The 20,011-nt window shown below is 70.3% G+C and carries 24 protein-coding genes and 1 tRNA gene; 14 read left to right on the top strand and 11 right to left on the bottom strand.

The window, feature by feature from the left end; all coding sequences use genetic code 11:
- Nucleotides 1-138: 138 nt before the first annotated feature.
- On the bottom strand, nucleotides 139-453 hold the full coding sequence (locus ACFY0O_RS30595; protein ID WP_388952587.1) for a hypothetical protein: 315 nt from the start codon (nucleotides 451-453) through the stop codon (nucleotides 139-141).
- Between the two features lie 477 nt (nucleotides 454-930).
- Here ACFY0O_RS30595 and ACFY0O_RS30590 point away from each other — a divergent pair, with 477 nt between their 5' ends.
- Entirely contained in the window at nucleotides 931-3,285 is a 2,355-nt protein-coding gene (locus tag ACFY0O_RS30590; protein ID WP_388952827.1) for an immune inhibitor A domain-containing protein, read from the top strand.
- 112 nt (nucleotides 3,286-3,397) lie between these two features.
- Nucleotides 3,398-3,700 carry a hypothetical protein gene (locus tag ACFY0O_RS30585; protein ID WP_388952585.1) on the top strand — a complete coding sequence of 101 codons (303 nt, stop codon included), beginning with the start codon at nucleotides 3,398-3,400 and terminating at the stop codon, nucleotides 3,698-3,700.
- A gap of 15 nt (nucleotides 3,701-3,715) precedes the next feature.
- On the opposite strand, the gene ACFY0O_RS30580 is transcribed toward ACFY0O_RS30585, so the two are convergent.
- The 3 genes from ACFY0O_RS30580 to ACFY0O_RS30570 all read right to left on the bottom strand — a co-directional run bounded on the left by ACFY0O_RS30580 (nucleotide 3,716) and on the right by ACFY0O_RS30570 (nucleotide 6,314).
- Complete coding sequence (locus ACFY0O_RS30580; RefSeq protein ID WP_388952581.1) at nucleotides 3,716-4,135, bottom strand: hypothetical protein; 420 nt, start codon at nucleotides 4,133-4,135, stop codon at nucleotides 3,716-3,718.
- Nucleotides 4,136-4,199: 64 nt separating this feature from the next.
- Nucleotides 4,200-4,808: a nicotinamidase gene (locus ACFY0O_RS30575; protein WP_388952579.1), complete on the bottom strand. Its 609-nt coding sequence runs from the start codon at nucleotides 4,806-4,808 to the stop codon at nucleotides 4,200-4,202.
- A gap of 177 nt (nucleotides 4,809-4,985) precedes the next feature.
- Nucleotides 4,986-6,314, bottom strand: coding sequence for a nicotinate phosphoribosyltransferase (locus ACFY0O_RS30570; protein ID WP_388952577.1), 1,329 nt, complete (start codon nucleotides 6,312-6,314; stop codon nucleotides 4,986-4,988).
- 101 nt (nucleotides 6,315-6,415) lie between these two features.
- Between ACFY0O_RS30570 and clpS the strand changes: the two genes are divergently transcribed.
- The 7 genes from clpS to ACFY0O_RS30535 all read left to right on the top strand — a co-directional run bounded on the left by clpS (nucleotide 6,416) and on the right by ACFY0O_RS30535 (nucleotide 11,182).
- Nucleotides 6,416-6,730 carry an ATP-dependent Clp protease adapter ClpS gene (clpS, locus tag ACFY0O_RS30565; protein WP_045948367.1) on the top strand — a complete coding sequence of 105 codons (315 nt, stop codon included), beginning with the start codon at nucleotides 6,416-6,418 and terminating at the stop codon, nucleotides 6,728-6,730.
- Nucleotides 6,730-7,329 (top strand): DUF2017 domain-containing protein, encoded by a 600-nt coding sequence (locus tag ACFY0O_RS30560; RefSeq protein WP_388952574.1) that lies wholly within the window; start codon nucleotides 6,730-6,732, stop codon nucleotides 7,327-7,329. The genes clpS and ACFY0O_RS30560 overlap by 1 nt, the downstream gene beginning before the upstream one ends.
- 327 nt (nucleotides 7,330-7,656) lie before the next feature.
- Nucleotides 7,657-9,108, top strand: a complete 1,452-nt coding sequence (locus ACFY0O_RS30555) for an amino acid permease (RefSeq protein ID WP_388952571.1) — start codon at nucleotides 7,657-7,659, stop codon at nucleotides 9,106-9,108.
- Between the two features lie 150 nt (nucleotides 9,109-9,258).
- Nucleotides 9,259-9,681 carry a Mov34/MPN/PAD-1 family protein gene (locus ACFY0O_RS30550; protein WP_079427322.1) on the top strand — a complete coding sequence of 141 codons (423 nt, stop codon included), beginning with the start codon at nucleotides 9,259-9,261 and terminating at the stop codon, nucleotides 9,679-9,681.
- Nucleotides 9,682-9,758: 77 nt separating this feature from the next.
- On the top strand, nucleotides 9,759-9,866 hold the full coding sequence (locus tag ACFY0O_RS30545) for a putative leader peptide (protein ID WP_311736929.1): 108 nt from the start codon (nucleotides 9,759-9,761) through the stop codon (nucleotides 9,864-9,866).
- Between the two features lie 87 nt (nucleotides 9,867-9,953).
- Nucleotides 9,954-10,232 (top strand): MoaD/ThiS family protein, encoded by a 279-nt coding sequence (locus tag ACFY0O_RS30540; RefSeq protein WP_362066082.1) that lies wholly within the window; start codon nucleotides 9,954-9,956, stop codon nucleotides 10,230-10,232.
- A complete protein-coding gene (locus ACFY0O_RS30535; RefSeq protein WP_079427318.1) occupies nucleotides 10,232-11,182 on the top strand; it encodes a PLP-dependent cysteine synthase family protein in 951 nt (316 codons plus the stop codon). The genes ACFY0O_RS30540 and ACFY0O_RS30535 overlap by 1 nt, the downstream gene beginning before the upstream one ends.
- 210 nt (nucleotides 11,183-11,392) lie before the next feature.
- Here ACFY0O_RS30535 and ACFY0O_RS30530 read toward each other — a convergent pair whose 3' ends face one another.
- Both ACFY0O_RS30530 and ACFY0O_RS30525 read right to left on the bottom strand, forming a co-directional pair.
- Entirely contained in the window at nucleotides 11,393-11,704 is a 312-nt protein-coding gene (locus ACFY0O_RS30530; protein WP_388952566.1) for a DUF488 domain-containing protein, read from the bottom strand.
- A gap of 97 nt (nucleotides 11,705-11,801) precedes the next feature.
- On the bottom strand, nucleotides 11,802-12,224 hold the full coding sequence (locus ACFY0O_RS30525; protein WP_388952563.1) for a hypothetical protein: 423 nt from the start codon (nucleotides 12,222-12,224) through the stop codon (nucleotides 11,802-11,804).
- Between the two features lie 217 nt (nucleotides 12,225-12,441).
- Between ACFY0O_RS30525 and ACFY0O_RS30520 the strand changes: the two genes are divergently transcribed.
- Nucleotides 12,442-13,194: an MBL fold metallo-hydrolase gene (locus ACFY0O_RS30520; RefSeq protein ID WP_388952561.1), complete on the top strand. Its 753-nt coding sequence runs from the start codon at nucleotides 12,442-12,444 to the stop codon at nucleotides 13,192-13,194.
- 99 nt (nucleotides 13,195-13,293) lie between these two features.
- Here ACFY0O_RS30520 and ACFY0O_RS30515 read toward each other — a convergent pair whose 3' ends face one another.
- Both ACFY0O_RS30515 and ACFY0O_RS30510 read right to left on the bottom strand, forming a co-directional pair.
- Nucleotides 13,294-14,553, bottom strand: a complete 1,260-nt coding sequence (locus ACFY0O_RS30515) for a PTS transporter subunit EIIC (protein ID WP_388952558.1) — start codon at nucleotides 14,551-14,553, stop codon at nucleotides 13,294-13,296.
- 262 nt (nucleotides 14,554-14,815) lie between these two features.
- A complete protein-coding gene (locus ACFY0O_RS30510) occupies nucleotides 14,816-16,117 on the bottom strand; it encodes a PTS transporter subunit EIIC (protein ID WP_388952556.1) in 1,302 nt (433 codons plus the stop codon).
- A 139-nt stretch (nucleotides 16,118-16,256) separates the two neighbouring features.
- Here ACFY0O_RS30510 and ACFY0O_RS30505 point away from each other — a divergent pair, with 139 nt between their 5' ends.
- From ACFY0O_RS30505 to rdgB, 4 genes are all read left to right on the top strand, one after another.
- Nucleotides 16,257-16,568, top strand: coding sequence for a PTS glucose/sucrose transporter subunit IIB (locus ACFY0O_RS30505; protein ID WP_358895512.1), 312 nt, complete (start codon nucleotides 16,257-16,259; stop codon nucleotides 16,566-16,568).
- Between the two features lie 134 nt (nucleotides 16,569-16,702).
- Nucleotides 16,703-17,437, top strand: coding sequence for a ribonuclease PH (gene rph / locus ACFY0O_RS30500; RefSeq protein ID WP_358895513.1), 735 nt, complete (start codon nucleotides 16,703-16,705; stop codon nucleotides 17,435-17,437).
- A 95-nt stretch (nucleotides 17,438-17,532) separates the two neighbouring features.
- Nucleotides 17,533-17,931 (top strand): hypothetical protein, encoded by a 399-nt coding sequence (locus ACFY0O_RS30495; protein ID WP_358895514.1) that lies wholly within the window; start codon nucleotides 17,533-17,535, stop codon nucleotides 17,929-17,931.
- A 29-nt stretch (nucleotides 17,932-17,960) separates the two neighbouring features.
- Complete coding sequence (rdgB, locus tag ACFY0O_RS30490) at nucleotides 17,961-18,563, top strand: RdgB/HAM1 family non-canonical purine NTP pyrophosphatase (RefSeq protein WP_388952552.1); 603 nt, start codon at nucleotides 17,961-17,963, stop codon at nucleotides 18,561-18,563.
- A 60-nt stretch (nucleotides 18,564-18,623) separates the two neighbouring features.
- Here rdgB and ACFY0O_RS30485 read toward each other — a convergent pair.
- From ACFY0O_RS30485 to ACFY0O_RS30475, 3 genes are all read right to left on the bottom strand, one after another.
- A tRNA-Leu gene (locus ACFY0O_RS30485) sits at nucleotides 18,624-18,710 on the bottom strand.
- Between the two features lie 49 nt (nucleotides 18,711-18,759).
- Nucleotides 18,760-19,110 carry an HNH endonuclease gene (locus ACFY0O_RS30480; RefSeq protein ID WP_388952549.1) on the bottom strand — a complete coding sequence of 117 codons (351 nt, stop codon included), beginning with the start codon at nucleotides 19,108-19,110 and terminating at the stop codon, nucleotides 18,760-18,762.
- Nucleotides 19,111-19,271: 161 nt separating this feature from the next.
- Nucleotides 19,272-19,913, bottom strand: coding sequence for an HNH endonuclease signature motif containing protein (locus tag ACFY0O_RS30475; RefSeq protein ID WP_388952546.1), 642 nt, complete (start codon nucleotides 19,911-19,913; stop codon nucleotides 19,272-19,274).
- Between the last annotated feature and the right edge of the window lie 98 nt (nucleotides 19,914-20,011).

Here is a 20,011-nt window from a genome sequence, read left to right as displayed (position 1 = left end):
CCCGTGGTGGCCTCGCAGGGGGGGGGGCCTTTGGGGGGGGGGGGGGGGGCCCCCCCGCCCCCCGGGGGGGGGCGGGGGCGGGGGGGCCGCCGGGGGGGCCCCCCCCCCCCCCCCGCGTCCGCGTAGGCGCGGGCGGGCTCAGTGGTGGACGGAGTGCTCCGCGGGGGCCGTTCGAGGCTCCGGCACCCGGGCGCCGGAACCGGGCCCGTCCCCGCCCGGCGCCGCGACCGTGGCCGCCGCACCCGCCCGGCCGCCCCGTACGGCGGCGTGCCGGCCCCGGCGGCGCGGGAGCGGCACCGTGAGGGCGACCAGCAGCCCGAGGGCCAGCGCGGCGGCGGAGATGACCGCGACCCCGATCCCGGTGCTCGTCTGCGAGAGCAGCAGCATGGCGATCGTCGACACGACGACGGTGGCGGAGCCGTAGGCGAGCTGAGCGGCAGTCGGACGCGGCATGACGTGTTCCGTCCTCGGAGGCGGGAGGTGCGTGGGTACGTCGGCTCGGAGTCCGCCCGACGGTCGCGCGCGTCGAGTGGCCCATACGACGGGATGCCCGAGGAAGGCCAGAAGTAAGCGTGACCTTACCCACGGCACCGGAGCACGGGGGGCGCACGGGGTCACAAACCGGGTCGCAACCGGACGGGGTGCCGTCGTCCGGGACTCCCTTCGCCCCGGAAGGCCCCGATGACTCCAAACGTCCGAATAGCGGAACTCGCTGACCGCATAGTGCAGTTGTAAGGAAGAAGTCAAGGTCTGTCTTTTCTTTGGACTCTCCGGTCAAATGTCGTCACTTGAGACGCGCGCCGCGCGGAACCCCCCGCTCCTATGGAGACGTTCCGACCAACGCCCGCGGCCGCGGGAGGGGAACGACATCAAGTGACCGGCAACTCCGCAAGGCGTCGCGCGCTGCGCGCCGCCGCAGTTGGCGTGACCATGGCGGCCACCGCCGCCACCGGCGCCATGTTCACCACGGCCCAGGCCGACAGCAGTTGGGGCGGCGTACCCGCCTCGGGCAAGCAGGACCCGACCGCTCCCGCCCAGGAGAAGGTCAAGCACGACCTCGAAACCCCGTTCAGCAAGCAGCAGGCGCAGGAGCGCGAGGCTGCCCTTGACCAGGTGCTGGCGGGCAAGAAGCAGGTCGAGCAGCGCGGCGCCTCGAAGGTCGTCAAGCTCGACGACAAGAAGTACGTCGAGCTCGGCCGCGAGAAGACCGACAAGATCTTCACGATCCTCGTCGACTTCGGCGACCAGGTCGACAACACGACCACGTTCGACCCGGACGGCCCGGACGGCCCGAAGCCGCCGCAGCCCAAGTACGGGGGCACGCCCGGCCCGCTGCACAACCAGATCGCGCAGCCCAACCGCGCGGACAACAACAGCACCGCCTGGCGCAAGGACTTCAGCCGCGACTACTTCCAGGACCTGTACTTCGGTACCGGCCAGGGCAAGAACTCGCTGAAGACCTACTACGAGAAGACCTCCTCGGGCCGCTACTCGGTCGACGGCCAGGTCTCCGACTGGGTCAAGATCCCGTACAACGAGGCCCGTTACGGCTCGAACTACTGCGGTCAGACCAACTGCTCCAACGTGTGGGACGCCGTCCGCGACGGCGTGAACGCGTGGGTGGACGCGCAGAAGAAGGCCGGCAAGTCCGACGCCGACATCAAGGCCACGCTGGCGCAGTACGACCAGTGGGACCGCAACGACTACGACGGCGACGGCAACTTCAACGAGCCCGACGGCTACATCGACCACTTCCAGATCGTCCACGCGGGCGAGGACGAGTCGGCCGGCGGCGGCGTGCAGGGCACCAACGCGCTGTGGGCGCACCGCTGGTACGCGTACGGCACGGACGTCGGCAAGACCGGTCCGGCGGGCAACAAGGCCGGCGGCACCCAGATCGGCGACACCGGCATGTGGGTCGGCGACTACACGATGCAGCCGGAGAACGGCGGCCTCGGCGTCTTCGCGCACGAGTACGGCCACGACCTCGGTCTGCCGGACCTCTACGACACCTCCGGTGGCGGCGAGAACTCCGTCGGCTTCTGGTCCCTGATGTCGGCGGGCTCCTGGCTCGGCGAGGGCAAGGACTCCATAGGCGACCTCCCGGGCGACATGACCGCCTGGGACAAGCTCCAGCTGGGCTGGCTGAACTACGACACGGCCAAGGCCGCGACGAAGTCCACGCACAAGCTGGGTGTCTCGGAGTTCAACACCAAGGACAAGCAGGCGCTGGTCGTCGAGCTGCCGAAGAAGCAGGTCAAGACCGACATCGTCGCTCCCGCCGAGGGTTCCTCGCAGTGGTGGAGCCAGATGGGTGACGACCTCAAGAACACCCTGACGCGCTCCGTCGACCTGACGGGCAAGAAGTCCGCGGCCCTCTCCCTCAAGGGCTGGTGGGACATCGAGAAGGACTACGACTTCCTCTACACCGAGGTGTCCACGGACGGCGGCGCCACCTGGACCGCCCTCGCCGGCACCGCCGACGGCGCGGCCCTCCCGGCCGACGCCTCCGGCGCCCCCTCGCTGACCGGCGTCTCCGGCGCCTGGAAGTCCCTGAACTTCCCGCTCGACGCCTACGCGGGCAAGAAGGTCGACCTCCGCTTCCGCTACCAGACGGACGGCGGCGCGGGCGGCAAGGGCTTCACGGCCGACGCCATCACCCTGACCGCCGACGGTGCGGCCGTCTTCACCGACGGTGCCGAGAACGGCGACAACGGCTGGACCGGCAAGGGCTTCGAGCGGGTCGGCTCGGGCTTCACCAAGGAGTACCCGCAGTACTACATCGCGGAGAACCGCCGCTACGTCTCGTACGACTCCACCCTCAAGGTGGGCCCGTACAACTTCGGGTGGGCCAACTCCAAGCCGAACTGGGTCGAGCACTACCCGTACCAGGACGGTCTGCTGATCTGGCTGTGGGACAAGTCGCAGAAGGACAACAACACGAGCCAGCACCCCGGCTCGGGTCTGATCCTGCCGATCGACGCCAACGCCAAGCCGATGAAGTGGGCGGACGGCACGCTGCTCCGCAACAAGATCCAGCCGTACGACGCCCCGTTCAGCGCCTACTCGACGGACGCGTTCACCCTGCACAAGAACGGCGAGTCGCTCTTCGTCAAGCCGAAGCCGGCCAACCTGGTCTTCGACGACCACAAGGGCAAGTACTACTACGACGAGAACCCGACCGGTTCGGTGAAGGTCGCTGACACCAACACCAAGATCAAGATCGCGAAGGAGACCTACGACGGCCTCCAGATGACGATCGAGGTCGGTCCCTCGGGCAAGTAATGACCTAAAACCCCAGGTCAAAGCATGATCGGCCGTCGCCCTCTAGCGGGCGGCGGCCGATCGCGTTTAGATGCACGGACGACTGTTCTTATTGACGGGGGAGCTGAGGGTGATGCCAGGTGGAGGTTTCGTCAGACTGCCGGGCGGCAGCGTGGTGGTCGCGCTGATGCTGCCGAGGCCGTGCGGCGAGGGCGGGAACGTCCGCGTCCTCGTCCACGCCGCGAACCGGGCCCGCGCCCTGACCAGGCTGCGGAACCTCGGCATGCGGGCGGTGTACCTCCGGGGCAACGCCCACCCCCCGACCCCGGACGAGATCACGGCGGTCCTCCACCACCCGGACGGCCTCCTGTGGCGCGGCACCCCGGACGGCGCGACCGAACTCTGGCACCCGATCCGGGCCCTCCTGGGGCACTAGGGCCTGTCCGGCGGATCAGCGCCGGATGCTCTGGAGCAGCTCGCCGGTCTCGTCGACCACCCAGAACCCCCAGCCGTTGCGGTTGGGCTTCACAGTGGGCTTCAGGGCCTGCAGAACGGCCGCCGCTGCGCCGCTCGGCGTCTTGTAGTGGCCGGCGCCGGGCATGCCTGCCGGGATGGTGAGGTTCTCGGTGAGCGGATCGTAGAACCCGCTCGTGCGGGTGGCGGCGTAGACGGCGTGCACGGGCACGGTGCCGAGCGGAGGTGCGGCCGGGGCTGGGGCAGACGGCTGCTCCTGCTCCTGCCCCGGCCCCTGCTGCTGAAATCGGTCGAGCAGGCGGCGAACGGTCTCTCCGGGGGATACCTCCCAGGCCAGCGAGAGCAGCTCGATCCGGTCGTAGGTCGGGCGGTCGACGGCGATCTTCTCGGTCTCCATGCCCTCAGGGTAGCGAGAGTGGTGAGGAAATTCTAGAGATTCTCTAGGCATCTCTAGAATGCTCTCATTCTTGCGCCGATGAGGATCCGAGGGAACCGACGAGGGTCACCCCGGCCGTCTGGAGGTCCTGCAGGGCCTTCTCGGTGGTGTGGGGGGCCACGGCGGCCGTCAGGTCGAGCAGGACGCGGGTGGTGAAGCCCTCGCGGGCGGCGTCGAGGGCGGTGGCGCGGACGCAGTGGTCGGTGGCGATGCCGACGACGTCCACCTCGGAGACGTGCCGCTCGCGCAGCCACTGGGCGAGGCCGGCGCCGTTCTCGTCCGTGCCCTCGAAACCGCTGTACGCGGCCTCGTACGCCCCCTTGTCGAAGACGGCGGCGACCGCCCCGGAGGCGACGGCGGGCGCGAAGTTCGGGTGGAACCCGACGCCCTCGGTCCCGGCGACGCAGTGCGCGGGCCAGGAGTTCTCGTAGTCCGGCTCCGCCGGGGGGCGGGCGAAGTGCGGGCCGGGGTCGATGTGGTGGTCCCGCGTGGCCACGACGTGCCGGTAGCCGGCCGTGGCGTTCCCGATCAGCTCGGTGATCGCGGCGGCGACGTCGGCGCCTCCGGGGACCGCGAGGCTGCCGCCTTCGCAGAAGTCGTTCTGTACGTCGACGACGATCAGTGCGCGGTGCATGTCGCGTGCCCTTCGGGTTGGTGTGGGTGGTCGTGCGGTGCGGTGCGGCGGGCCCTGCGGGTGCTCTTCCCCCACCCCGCCCCTTCCCGAAACTGGGGCTCCGCCCCAGCCCCCGGTGCCGTGCGTCGCGCGAAATTCCAGCCCCGCGCAGCGGCCACGGCCCGCGGGCGGCGGCCGCTACGCGTACTCGGTCGGGATCACCGGTTCGCCCCGGGACAGCTGCGTCGCGGACAGCGGCAGGCCCGCGCGGGCGCGTTCGTGGCGGGTGCGGGCCGTGTCCAGGGGCTCGCGGGCCACCACCTCGCCCGCCTTGACCAGCTGGACCAGCAGCTGCCGGTCCGCCAGGGCCGTCGGGACCGGCCCGGTCCCGACCACCTCGGCCTCCGCCACGCCCTCGGCGTCCAGCCGCCGCGCCGCCCACTTGCGGCCGCCGATCGAGGTCTTCCCCCCGGAGGACTTCTTCGCCACCGGGACCAGCGGAGCCTTCGGGTCCGCCGACTCCGCCCGCGCGACCAGCTTGTAGACCATCGAGCACGTCGGGTGCCCGCTGCCCGTCACCAGCTGGGTGCCCACCCCGTACGCGTCCACCGGCGCCGCCGCCAGCGAGGCGATGGCGTACTCGTCCAGGTCGGAGGTGACCACGATCCGCGTGTCCGTCGCCCCCAGCTCGTCCAGCTGCTGCCGCACCCGGTGGGCGACCAGCAGCAGGTCGCCGGAGTCGATCCGGACCGCGCCCAGCCCCGTCCCGGCGACCTCCACCGCCGTGCGGACGGCCTCCGCGACGTCGTAGGTGTCCACCAGCAGGGTGGTCCCGGAGCCCAGGGAGGCCACCTGCGCGGTGAAGGCGTCCCGCTCGGTGTCGTGCAGCAGGGTGAAGGCGTGCGCGCTGGTGCCTACCGTCGGGATCCCGTACCGGAATCCGGCCGCCAGGTCGGAGGTGGAGGTGAAGCCGCCCACGTACGCGGCGCGCGAGGCCGCGACCGCCGCCAGCTCGTGGGTGCGCCGCGCCCCCATCTCGATCAGCGGCCGGCCGCCCGCCGCCGAGGCCATCCGGGACGCGGCCGCCGCGATGGCCGAGTCGTGGTTGAGGATCGACAGGACGACCGTCTCCAGCAGCACGCACTCGGCGAAGCTGCCCTCGACCCGCAGCACCGGCGAGCCGGGGAAGTAGACCTCCCCCTCCGGGTAGCCCCAGATGTCACCCGAGAAGCGGTACGAGGCCAGCCAGTCCAGGGTCCGCATGTCGACGACGGCCTGCTCGCGCAGGAACTCCAGCACGGCTCCGTCGAAACGGAAGTTCTCCACGGCGTCCAGGACGCGCCCGGTGCCCGCCAGCACGCCGTAGCGCCGCCCCTCGGGCAGTCGCCGGGTGAAGACCTCGAAGACGGAGCGTCGGTCCGCCGTGCCGTTGGCCAGCGCGGCCTGCAGCATCGTGAGCTCGTAATGGTCCGTGAAGAGCGCTGTCGACGGCACGTCCACCGGCAGGCCCAGGTCCGCAGGGTTCATGTCACGGATGCTAGCGCACATTTCGTCAAAGTGACGAGATGTAGCCGAAGGGCCTTCCGGGAGGGGGCCCGTTTGTGCGACGGGCCTGTCGCAGTGGCAGCATGGGACGAGTGAGTGTTGCTCCGATTGAGATCGAACGGACCGAATCGGCAGAGGAGACCTTCGCGGTCCCGGAACCCGACGTCCCCTGGGTGACCCTGGTCCACAACGACCCGGTCAACCTCATGAGCTACGTGACGTACGTGTTCCAGGCGTACTTCGGCTACCCCAAGGACAAGGCGACCAGGCTGATGCTCGACGTCCACAACAAGGGACGGGCGGTCGTCTCCAGCGGCACCCGCGAGGAGATGGAGCGCGACGTGCAGGCCATGCACGGCTACGGGCTCTGGGCGACCCTCTCGCAGGACCGCAACTGATGGGCGGCGTGTTCGAGCCCCTGGCGGGCGGCGGGGCCGCCGTGGCGCTGGACGAGATCGAGATCTCCATCCTGCGCTCCCTGGCGGTGCAGCTACTGGAACTGATCGGCCCCGGCGAGCCGGAGCCCGCCGAGGACGCGGACCCCCTCGCGGTGCTGTTCGCCTCCGAGGGCCCCACCGAGCCCCCGTCCGACCCGGCGCTGGCCCGCCTGTTCCCCGACGCCTACGGGGGCCCCGGCGCGGCGCCCGGCGAGGATCCGGAGGAGCTGCGGGCCCGCTCGGCGGAGTTCCGCCGCTTCACCGAGAACGACCTGCGCACCCGCAAGCGGGAGGACGCCCTGGCCGTCGTGCGCAGCCTCGACGCGCTCACCCCGGCCGGCGACGGCGCGGCGGTGCTGGAGCTGGCCGGGGAGCTGCCGCTGCGCTGGCTCGGCGCCCTCAACGACCTGCGGCTGACCATCGCGGCCCGGCTGGAGATCACCGAGGACGAGCAGAGCGGCGAGTTCTACCGGCTGCCGGACGACGACCCGCGCAAGCCGATGGTGATGGCCTACCTCTGGCTCGGCGGCCTGCAGGAAACCCTCATCGAAACCCTCTGAGGCCCTCTGGGGATCCTCAAGCGCGCACACCGTTCGCTCAGCGGACGCTCAAATCCGGATAACGATCAGATCACCGCCATGCGGTGATCTGATCTGTTTCCAGCCATATGTACCGATATAAACCCTCCCTACGTCGCATTTCGCCCCTTCCTCCGCCCCTAAGCGCGTGATAAATCTTCACGACCGCCGCCGGGACGCCACCCATGTCCCCCGGCCCGCTTGAACCGGCTGACCGCCGGGTGCAACTCCATCCGTATCCGGGGGGATCGAGGACCCGATCCGCAGCCGTCCAAGGCGCGGGTCGGCGTGGAGAAAGGCGCACCAAACATGACCTCTGTGCAGGTCGAGCAGCACGACAGGACGCCCGGCGAGGGCGCACAGGGCGAGGGCGACGGCGAGGGTTACCACCGCGCGCTCGGCGCCCGCCAGATCCAGATGATCGCGATCGGCGGGGCCATCGGCACCGGCCTGTTCCTGGGCGCGGGCAAGGCGATCTCCAAGGCCGGGCCCAGCCTGATCCTGGCCTACGCCATCGTCGGCCTGGTCATCTTCTTCATCATGCGGGCCCTGGGCGAGCTGCTCATGTACCGCCCCGTCTCGGGCTCCTTCTCCGACTACGCCCGCGAGTTCCTCGGCCCGTTCTGGGGTTACGCCACCGGCTGGACCTACTGGCTGTTCTGGGTCGTCACCGGCATCACCGAGGTCACCGCCGCCGCGAAGTACATGTCGTACTGGACGCACGACAGCTTCCCGCAGTGGGCCTACGCGCTGATCTTCACGGTCATCCTCTACGCCGCCAACCTGATCTCCGTGAAGCTCTTCGGCGAGCTGGAGTTCTGGTTCTCCATGGTCAAGGTCACCGCCATCGTCGGCATGATCCTGATCTGCGCCGGCATCCTCACCGTCGGCTTCTCCGACGCCGCCGCCGGAGCCTCCGTCTCCAACCTCTGGAACGACCGCGGCTTCTTCCCCCACGGCATCGGCGAGACGCTGATGACCCTGCAGATCGTCGTCTTCGCCTTCCTCGCGGTCGAGCTGGTCGGCGTCACCGCCGGCGAGTCCAAGGACCCCGCGAAGACCCTGCCCAAGGCCATCAACACCGTGCCGTGGCGCATCGCCGTCTTCTACGTCGGCGCGCTCATCATGATCATGTCGGTCATCCCGTGGTCCAACTTCAAGGCCGGCGAGAGCCCCTTCGTCCTCGCCTTCGAGAAGATGGGCCTGGGCGTCGGCGCCGCGATCGTCAACTTCGTCGTGCTGACCGCCGCCCTGTCCTCCTGCAACTCGGGCATGTACTCCACCGGCCGCATGCTGCGTGACCTCGCGCTCAACGGCCAGGGCCCGAAGTTCTTCACCAAGCTGACCAAGAGCGGCACCCCGCTCGTCGGCACCACCTTCTCCGCCGCCCTCATGCTCGTCGGCGTCTGGATCAACTACGTCGCCCCCGGCAAGGCCTTCGACTACGTCGTCTCCTTCGCCACCATCTCCGGCATGTGGGCCTGGATCGTCATCCTGGTCTGCCAGATCCGCTACCGCGCCAAGGCCGACCGCGGCGAGCTGCCCCAGTCCTCCTTCCGGACCCCCGGCGCCCCGTACACCAGCTGGTTCTCCCTGGCCTTCATCGGCATGGTCATCGTGATGATGGGCCTCGACAAGGACTCCCGCGTCTCGCTGTACTGCGCCCCGCTGTGGGGTCTGATCCTCGGCGTGTCCTACCTCGTCCTCAAGGCCCGCAACCCCAGCGGCGCCGCGTTCGAGAAGGCCTCCAGCTCCTCGTAGCCCGGGCCGCGCGCCACGGGTCCCGGCCGCCTGTCACCGCCGGGAACCGCGCTCCCGTGGACCTCGTGTCCACGCTGTGCTTGTCCAGGATATGGGCCCTTCCGTACCACACCTCGGTACGGGAGGGCCCGTCTGCTTATCCTGAGCCCCATGCTGACCCTCACCCAGGCCCTGTACGACCAGATCGTCGAACACGCGCGCAAGGACCACCCCGACGAGGCGTGCGGCGTCGTGGCCGGCCCGGCGGGCACCGGCCGCCCCGAGCGGTTCATCCCGATGCTCAACGCGGCCCGCTCGCCCACGTTCTACGAGTTCGACTCGAAGGACCTCCTCAAGCTCTACCGCGAGCTCGACGACCGGGACGAGGAGCCCGTGATCGTCTACCACTCGCACACCGCGACTGAGGCCTACCCCTCCCGCACGGACGTCACGTACGCGAACGAGCCCGGCGCCCACTACGTCCTGGTCTCCACGGCCGACACCGACGGCCTCGGCGAGTTCCAGTTCCGCTCGTACCGGATCGTCGAAGGCGTGATCACGGAGGAAGAAGTGCAGGTCGTAGCCGCCTACTGACCACTATGTGAGAGGCGGACGTCCACGATGCGGGATCACACTCCAAACGGGGGACCGGGAATCGTTAACATGACCGCATGGTTTCCCACGACGTGAGCATCGAGACGCCCGGCAGGCTGCTGCTCGTGGCGCGGCTGCACGTCGACCTGTGCCGCCTCGCCAGCGCCATCTGTCCTGCCGCCTGAGCACCACGGCCCCGCGCGCGGGCCGCACCGGAGCGCGCCCACGTTCTTCTCTCCACCTCCTCCTTCACGACACTGGAGCCTGCTGCCATGGCCATCGAGGTCCGCATCCCCACCATCCTCCGCACCTACACCGACGGCGAGAAGGCCGTCACCGGCGAGGGCGCCACCCTCTCCGAACTGTTCGCGGACCTGGAGACCCGTCACAAGGGCATCGAGGAGCGCATCGTCGAGGGCGGCCAACTGCGCCGCTTCGTGAACGTCTACCTCAACGACGAGGACGTCCGCTTCATCGACGGCATCGCCACCGCCCTCAAGGACGGCGACAGCGTCACCATCCTCCCGGCCGTGGCCGGCGGCTCGAAGTAATGCGGTACGACTCCCCGCTCGCGGCGGTCGGCAACACCCCGCTGGTCCGCCTCCCGCGACTGTCCCCCTCGGCGGACGTCCGGATCTGGGCCAAGCTGGAGGACCGCAACCCGACCGGCTCGATCAAGGACCGCCCCGCGCTCCACATGATCGAGCAGGCGGAGAAGGACGGCCGCCTCTTCCCCGGCTGCACCATCCTGGAACCCACCTCCGGCAACACGGGCATCTCGCTCGCCATGGCCGCGAAGCTCAAGGGCTACCGGATCGTGTGCGTGATGCCGGAGAACACCTCGCAGGAGCGCCGCGACCTTCTCGCGATGTGGGGAGCCGAGATCATCTCGTCGCCGGCCGCGGGCGGTTCCAACACCGCCGTGCGGGTGGCGAAGGAGCTGGCGGCGGAGCACCCCGACTGGGTGATGCTCTACCAGTACGGCAACCCGGACAACGCGGGCGCCCACTACGCCACCACCGGCCCCGAGATCCTGGCCGACCTCCCCTCGATCACCCACTTCGTGGCGGGCCTGGGCACGACCGGCACCCTGATGGGCGTCGGCCGCTACCTGCGCGAGCAGGTGCCCGGGGTGAAGATCGTGGCGGCGGAACCGCGGTACGACGACCTCGTCTACGGCCTGCGCAACCTCGACGAGGGCTTCGTCCCCGAGCTGTACGACGCCTCGGTGCTGACGACCCGCTACTCGGTCGGCTCGGCCGACGCGGTGACCCGCACCCGTGAACTCCTCCAGCAGGAGGGCATCTTCGCGGGCGTCTCCACCGGCGCCGCCCTGCACGCGGCGATCGGCGTCGGCCGCAAGGCGGTGGCCGCCGGGGAATCCGCCGACATCGTGTTCGTCGTGGCCGACGGGGGCTGGAAGTACCTGTCGACGGGCGTCTACACGGCGGCGACGACGGAGGAAGCCATCGAAGTCCTCCAGGGCCAGCTCTGGGCGTAGTCCCCCGGGGCTCCGCCCCTGACCCCATACGTGCGCTGCGCGCCCGGTGCGCTCAATCTCCCCCAGCTACCGCTGGGAGGTGCCCCCAGCGCGGGCTGGAACTTCGCTCCGCGAAATCCAGCCCCGCCGGCGATTGAGGCGCGGGGTCCGGGGCGGAGCCCCTGGGAACGGAGTGGGGCGGGAGACGGCTCCGCGCGGCGGTAGCCGCCCTCACTCCGCCAGGTGCTCCGCCAGGATGGCGGCATGGCTGGACGCCGGGTCACGGACCGCCGTGAGCAGCGTCACCGGCCCCTCCGCCGCCAGTGCCCGCAGCCGCTCCAGCTCGGCCCCCGCCCCCGCCCCCGCGAGCTCCGCCTCGTACCGCGCCCGGAACTCCTGCGCCGACCCGCCCCCGTGGAACCACTTCCGCAGCTCCGCCGACGGCGTCAGCTCCTTCGGCCACTCTCCCCCAGCTACCGCTGGGAGGTGCCCCCACACCGCCGCCGCCTCCTTCGACAGCCCGCGCGGCCACAGCCGGTCCACGAGCGCCCTCCCCCAGACTCCGTCCGGGGGGACCCCCAGCCGTCGGCCCCCGGCTCGGGCGGATCGTAGACCCGCCGCAGCCTGACCTCCCGCCCGCTCATCCGCTCCCGCCTCCCAGTCCCTTGGCCTCGTCCCACAGCGCCGGGTCCAGCGTCCCGAGCCTGCGGCGGAACGCCCACACCGAGACCTCCTCCGGCCGGTCCGCCTCCAGGAAACCGCCGCGCCCGCCGGCGCCCGCCGTGCCGGGCGGCAGCGGGACGACCCCGGGCCTGCGGTCGTCGTACTTGCCCACGATCCACGCCACCCGCGCCGACTCCCGCTGCGGCCGCGCCGACAGCACCAGGCAGGTCCGCCCGTCCACCAGGTCCCACAGGTCGCCGGCCCGCACCCGCGGCGGCGGCCCGAGCCCGTGCGGCGGCACGGGCGGCGCGCCCGCGCGCCTCCTGACGTGCCACGGGAGCAGCACCACCCCCACCACGGCGACCGCCGCCACCACGGCGAACCACCAGGACGTGTCCATGGACCGACCGTATCCGTGACGGCCACCCCCGGCGCGTCAACGACACCATGACGGCGCGGCAACGCCCGTACCACGCGTCGCTCCCCCGGGTGACAGCACAGGTGATTCCCCCCACAACGGCCTGCCGCGGAGGAGCGACCGGAGGTTTCGCGCCTTACGCTCGACGCACGCACGGCCCGCAATCCGTCCACGGACCGTCCACGGAGGTTCACGCTCCATGAAGCTCACCGTCGTCGGCTGTTCGGGGTCGTTCCCGTCCGCGGATTCGGCTTGCTCGAGCTATCTCGTAGAGGCCGACGGCTTCCGGCTGCTGCTCGACATGGGCAACGGCTCCCTCGGCTCCCTCCAGCGCCACTGCGGTCTCTACGACCTCGACGCGATCTTCCTGAGCCATCTGCACGCCGACCACTGCATCGACATGTGCGCCTACTTCGTCGCCCGCTACTACCGGCACGAGGGCGGCCGCTGCGCCCCCCTGCCCGTGTACGGGCCGGAGGGCACCGAGCAGCGCCTGACCACGGCCTACGAGGACGTCCCGGACGAGCGCTCGATGAGCGAGGTGTTCGACTTCCGGACCCTGAAGCCGGGCAGCTTCGAGATCGGCCCGTTCACCGTCCGCACCGAGCGGGTCCGCCACCCCGTCGAGTCGTACGGGATCCGCGTCGAGCACGGCGGCCGGGCGCTGGCGTACTCCGGGGACACCGGGGTCTGCCCCGAGCTGGGGGCGCTGGCCGAGGGCGCCGACCTGTTCCTGTGCGAGGCCTCCTTCACCCACGGCAAGGAGGCCATCCCGGACCTCCACCTCAACGGCCGCGAGGCCGGGGAGTACGCGCACGCCGCCCGGGTCGGGCGGCTCGTGCTGACGCACATCCCGCCGTGGACGGACGCCGCACAGAACCTGGCGGACGCCCAGGCGGTCTACGACGGCCGCATCGACCTCGCGCACGCGGGCGCGGTGTACGAGGTCTGAGCCCGGCGAAGGAAAAAGCCCCCGTTCTCCCACTCGGGAGAACGGGGGCTTTCGTCGCGCAGGTGCCGCCTACGCCGTCACGGGGGCCGGCCGGCCGGCCTACTTGGCCTCGGCCTTCGCCAGCTCGGCGAGCTCCTCGTCGGACTCGCGGCCCGGCGTGGGGAGGTTCCACTTGGTGATCGCGAAGCGGAAGATCACGTAGTAGAGCGCCGCGAAGCAGAGGCCGACCAGCGCCAGACCGGCCGGGTTGGTGGCCTTGCCGAGGTTCAGCAGGTAGTCGATGGCGCCGGCGGAGAAGCCGAAGCCGTCCTTCATGCCCAGCGCCCAGGTCAGGGCCATGGAGACACCGGTCAGGACCGCGTGGACGGCGTAGAGGACCGGCGCGATGAACATGAAGGTGAACTCGATGGGCTCGGTCACGCCGGTGACGAACGAGGTCAGCGCGAGGGAGAACATCATGCCGCCGACGACCTTGCGGCGCTCGGGGCGGGCGCAGTGGACGATCGCCAGGCACGCGGCCGGCAGGGCGAACATCATGATCGGGAAGAAGCCGGTCATGAACTGTCCGGCGCTCGGGTCGCCGGCGAGGAAGCGGGCGATGTCGCCGCTCTTGCCGTTGTACTCGCCCGCCTGGAACCACGGGAAGGAGTTGAGCAGGTGGTGCATGCCGATCGCGATCAGACCGCGGTTGGCGACGCCGAAGATGCCCGCGCCGACGGCGCCGGAACCGACGAGCCACTCACCGAGGTTGTGCAGGCCGGTGCCGAGGACGGGCCAGATGAGACCGAAGACGATGCCGATCAGCAGGCCGGCGAAGGCCGAGAGGATCGGGACGAGACGGCGGCCGCCGAAGAAGCCCGCCCACTCGGGCAGCTTGGTCCGGTAGTACTTCTGGTAGATGAGGGCCACTACGAGGCCCATCACGACGCCGCCGAGCACCTTGGCGTCCACCGGGGCCTCGACCATGACGACCTTGTCGTCGATCGCCTTGGCGACCTTGGGGAGGTTGGAGTCGGTGAAGGTGGCGAGCACGTTCTTGAAGACCAGGTAGCCGGTGACGGCGGCCAGGGCCGTCGAGCCGTCCGACTTCTTCGCGTAGCCGATCGCGATGCCCACGGCGAACAGCAGCGCCATGTTGTCCAGGATCGCGCCGCCGCCCGCGGACATGTAACCGGCGATCTTGTTGATGAACTCCGGCATCGAGGCCGAGCCCAGCATGTCCTTGTCGCCGAGACGGACCAGCAGTGCGGCGGCCGGCAGCACCGCGACGGGGAGCATGAGGCTCCGGCCGATGCGCTGCATGACGGCCATCACGCCAGCGCCCTTCTTCTTCGTCTCCGCAGCGGTCGCTGTGGACATGGGCTTCCTCCAGTGGGCAAGGCGCTGCCAGGGGACAGGGGAAAATGGGGTGGCGGCGTCCTCGGAAGAGACCTCTGGCTGCTCGGCAGCTGCATGGTCTACACCATTAGGTGGTGTAGACCAGTTGTAGCACGGTCGGGGTTAGATAAGGAACCTTCGATTTTGTGTGGCCTGGGCCACAGGACGAAGGGCCTCCGGATCCTCGGATCCGAAGGCCCTCGCCTGTGCCGAAAGGCGGTTCGCGCCCAAACCAGCGCGTTCGCTACGCCTTGGTGTTCTCCGCCTGCATCGCCGCGATCTCCTCGTCCGACTCCCGCCCCGGCGTCGGGATGTCGAACGCCGTGATGGCGAAGCGGAAGATGACGTAGTAGACGACCGCGAAACACAACCCGATCGGGATGATCAGCCACGGCTTCGTCGCCAGCCCCCAGTTGATGACGTAGTCGATCAGACCCGCCGAGAAGCTGAACCCGTCGTGCACCCCCAGCGCCCACGTCACCGCCATCGACACCCCCGTCAGCACCGCGTGCACCGCGTACAGCAGCGGCGCGACGAAGAGGAAGGAGTACTCCAGCGGCTCGGTGATCCCCGTGACGAACGAGGTCAGCCCCACCGACAGCATCAGCCCCCCGACCTCCTTGCGCCGCAGCGGCTTCGCGCAGTGCGTGATCGCCAGCGCCGCCGCCGGCAGCGCGAACATCATGATCGGGAAGAAGCCGCTCAGGAACAGGCCGGCGTGCGGGTCACCCGCCAGGAACATGTTGATGTCACCGTGCTTCACCTGCCCCTCCGGCGTCGTGAACGAACCGAACTGGAACCACACCGGCACGTTCAGGAACTGGTGCAGCCCGATCACCAGCAGTGCCCGGTTCGCCACCCCGAAGATCCCCGCACCCCACGACCCCAGACCGATCAGCCAGTCCGAGAAGTGCTCCAGCGCGTCACCCACCGGCGGCCAGACCCACAGGCACACCACCGCGAACGCGATCGCCACGAACGACATGATGATCGGCACCAGCCGGCGCCCGTTGAAGAAGCCCAGCCAGTCCACCAGCCTCACCCGGTGGTACCGCTGCCAGAACCACGCCGCCAGCAGCCCCATCACGATCCCGCCGAACACCCCCGGATTCTGGTACGTGTACCCCGCGAACGTGTCGGCCGAGGTCAGACAGCCCCCCGCGATGTCCCTCGTCCCCTGCGGACACCTCTTCGGGAACGCGTGCAGCACCCCCCGGTAGACGAGGAACCCCGCCACCGCCGCCAGCGCGGTCGACCCGTCCGCCTTCTTGGCCATCCCGATGGCCACGCCCACGCAGAACAGCAGCGGAAGCCCCAGGTCCGGGTCGAGCAGCGCCCCGCCCGCACCCGCCATCACCTTGGCCACCGACGCCCAGTCCAGCCCGTCCTTGCCGAACACGTCCGGCTGCCCCAGCCGGTTGAGGATGCCCGCCGCCGGCAGCACCGCGATCGGCAGTTGCAGACTGCGCCCCATCTTCTGCAGCCCCGGGTAGAGACCGCTCCACCACTTCGGCTGCGGTGCCGCCTCGGCACTGCTCGCGCTCATCCGCGTCCTCCCTGGACCGGCCCGTTTTGGCAGCCGCACCACGTACGGCACACTGGTGTAGACCAGTTGTGGGGCAGGGTGCTGCTGATCGTCATCATTCGGCAGGCCCCGGACCCGTGCTCGCGTAGATAGGCCAACCGTGAGCTACCGTGACGAAGCGGACGCAGCTGGCTACGGCCGCCGAGACTCGTTCTTCGCCACACTCAGGGAGAAACACATGGCCACCAAGGCTGAGAAGATCGTCGCCGGGCTCGGCGGAATCGAGAACATCGAAGAGGTCGAGGGCTGCATCACCCGCCTGCGCACCGAGGTCCTCAACCCCGACCTCGTCGACGAGGCCGCCCTCAAGGCCGCCGGCGCCCACGGCGTCGTCCGCATGGGCACCGCCGTCCAGGTCGTCATCGGCACCGACGCCGACCCGATCGCCGGCGAGATCGAAGACATGATGTGATCCGCCCCCGCGGAGCATGACCAGGACCCCGTACCGGCGCGACCGGACGGGGTCCACCCGTATCCCCCGCCCCGCCCCCTAGCCTCTCCCCGCCCGTCACCCGGCCCGCCCCGGCAGCGACTAGGCTCACAGCCATGTCTCGCATCGACGGCCGCACGCCCGAACAGCTCCGCCCGGTCACCATCGAACGCGGATGGAGCAAGCACGCCGAGGGCTCCGTCCTCATCTCCTTCGGAGACACCAAGGTCTTCTGCACCGCCTCCTTCACCGAAGGCGTCCCGCGCTGGCGCAAGGGCAGCGGCGAGGGCTGGGTCACCTCCGAGTACTCGATGCTCCCGCGCTCCACCAACACCCGCGGCGACCGCGAATCCGTCCGCGGCAAGATCGGCGGGCGGACCCACGAGATCTCCCGCCTCATCGGCCGCTCCCTGCGCGCCGTCATCGACTACAAGGCCCTCGGCGAGAACACCGTCGTCCTGGACTGCGACGTCCTCCAGGCCGACGGCGGCACCCGCACCGCCGCCATCACCGGCGCCTACGTCGCCCTCGCCGACGCCATCGCCTGGGGCCAGAAGAAGAAGCTCGTCAAGGCCGGCCGCAAGCCGCTGACCGGCACCGTCGCCGCCGTCAGCGTCGGCATCGTCGACGGCGTCCCCCTCCTCGACCTCTGCTACGAGGAGGACGTCCGCGCCGAGACCGACATGAACGTCGTCTGCACCGGCGACGGCCGCTTCGTCGAGGTCCAAGGCACCGCCGAGGGCGAGCCCTTCGACCGCAAGGAGCTCAACGCCCTCCTCGACCTCGCCGCCGGCGGCTGCGCCGACCTCGAGGCCCTCCAGCTCGGCGCCCTGGACCTCCAGCTCCCGTAGCAACCGCGCGCGGCGGGCCCGCGTCTACGCCGGTACGGGCGCACGGTCTCACGGCCGCGCGCCCGTACCCGTACCCACACCCTCGGGGGGACCGAATGAACCGCACCACCCAGCCCCGACGCCGCCTGGCCGCCGTCGCCCTCACCGCCGCCCTCGCCGTCCCGGCCCTCACCTCCTGCGACGCCATATCCACCGCGATGGACTGCGCCAACACGGCCGTCGCCATCACCAACGGCGTCAGCAACCTCCAGCAGGCCGTCTCCAACGCCGGCAACAGCGTCCAGGACACCCAGAACGCGCTGAACCAGATCGACACCGACCTGAAGAAGATCAAGGACCAGACCGGCAACGCCGACCTCGGCAAGGCCGTCGACTCCATGACCACGGCCGTCCAGAACGTCCGCACCTCCGTGGAGCAGGGCAACACCGCCCCCGACATCAAGCCGGTCGCGGACGCCGCCGCGGAGATCTCCAAGGTCTGCACCCCCGGCTGACGGCCCGCCCCGGCCGGGATAATGGCGGCATGACCCGCCTGATCCTCGCCACCCGCAACGCGGGCAAAGTCACCGAACTCCGCGCCATCCTCGCCGACGCCGGCCTGCCGCACGAGCTGGTCGGCGCCGACGCGTACCCCGAGGTCCCGGACGTCAAGGAAACCGGCGTCACCTTCGCCGAGAACGCCCTGCTCAAGGCCCACGCCCTGGCCCAGGCCACCGGCTACCCCGCCATCGCCGACGACTCCGGCCTGTGCGTCGACGTCCTGAACGGCGCCCCCGGCATCTTCTCGGCCCGCTGGGCCGGCGCCCACGGCGACGACCGCGCCAACCTGGAGCTGCTCCTCAACCAGCTCGGCGACATCGCCGACGAACACCGGGGCGCCCACTTCTTCTGCGCGGCCGCCCTGGCCCTCCCGGACGGCACCGAACGCGTGGTCGAAGGCCGCCTCCTGGGCACCCTCCGCCACACCCCGTCGGGCGGCGGCGGCTTCGGCTACGACCCGATCCTCCAGCCCCTGAACGACACCCGCACCTGCGCGGAACTCACGCCCGCGGAAAAGAACGCCATCTCCCACCGAGGCCAGGCCTTCCGCGCCCTGATCCCGATCCTCCGGGAACTGCTGGGCTGAGACCCTGCCCGCCGAACAGCCCGAAGGCCCCGCACGCGGCTGCGTGCGGGGCCTTCGGTGTGGTGCGGCCGGGGGGATTCGAACCCCCACGGGATTTCTCCCACGGCGTTCTAAGCGCCGCTCGGCTGCCTGTTACGACACGGCCGCGAGATGCTGCCATGGTAGCGGCCAACCATCCGACGCGGTGAAGGACTCCTCAGACGGACCGACGGCGTCCCCCTCTGCACCAGGTGGTGGTGATCGCGTGGCAGTTGGGGCAGAGCAGCCGAAGGTTTTCGCGGCGGTCGTCCCTCCAGTCGCCGTTGATGTGATCCACCTCGAGGGTCATGGCAAGCCCCAGCCACTCCGGGCCGGTTCCGCACTCGGCGCAGCACTCAGGCACGCCGATCGCGCGAAGGGCGCGGCGCAAGAGCTCGGTTTTCGTGCGCCGCGCTGCGGTGTGGAGCACGAGGACTTCCTCTGGGGGCTTGAGCGGAACGGTGCCGGGTTTGCCGCGTTGATGCGCCTGCCCCAGGAAATGGGAGGTCGAGAGTCCCTGCTCGTGCACCCATGCCCGCAGCCTTGCCCGTTGCCCGCCGGAGTCCGGCAGAGACAGCCGCCGCAGTGTCTCGGCCAGGGACCGGGACTCGGCGACCGCGTCGCGTATCGCCGCGGGGTCCGGCCGGGATCGGCTGCCGCGTCGGCGGGGCTGCTCGGAACGGGAGCCGTTCACGCCGTCCGCCGCTTGGCCCGGCCTCGGTACGAGTCCGTCGTGGAGTGGCAGTTCGGGCACAGCAGGCGAAGGTTCTCCAGCCGGTTGTTCCGCCAGTCGCCGTCGATGTGGTCCACCTCGAGGGGGAGCGGGTAGCCGCGCCACATCCCTTCAGTGCCGCACTTCGAGCAGCGCTCCGGCACCCCGCAGGACCCCATGGCGCGCTTGAGCCGGTCACCCGGGACGCGGCGTGCGCTGCCCGGTTCCTGCACCACCAGCAGGGTCTCCGGAGTCCGCCGGGTCTTGGGCCGACCGGCCGGCGAAGGGATGGTGAAGTGCGAGGTGTCTATGGCCTGCGCCCGCACACGCCGACTGATGTACGTATGGTGGCCACCCACGACGTCCAGGCCCAGTCGCCGCAGTACGTCGCACATGTTCGACGAGGCCGCGACCGCTTCGGCCAAGACCTCCTTGGTCCACTTCACCCCCTCCCTCTCGAAGTGGGAGATCTCGATGCCGAGCCTGCGCATGCGGTCGCGCACGTAGCGGCGGGATGTGCCGCGTGGTTCCACCCCCAGCAGTTCCAACGCCTCGCTCAGCGTCCGGGCCGCGCCCGCCGCCTCCGCGAGGCGTTCCTTCGTGTACGGACTGACCGGCATCGCCGCCACCTCCCGTTCTCGGCCACGCGTGCGGCCCTCGCATGGAGTAACGAACCGGTGGCCGGACGGTTGCGGCGGGATTCGTCCGATAAGCGGAG

Source organism: Streptomyces sp. NPDC001594, from assembly GCF_042893675.1.
Classification (GTDB): Bacteria; Actinomycetota; Actinomycetes; order Streptomycetales; family Streptomycetaceae; genus Streptomyces.
The sequence above is the reverse complement of the archived record's forward strand: the minus strand, read 5'-3'. Positions and strand labels throughout refer to the sequence as shown.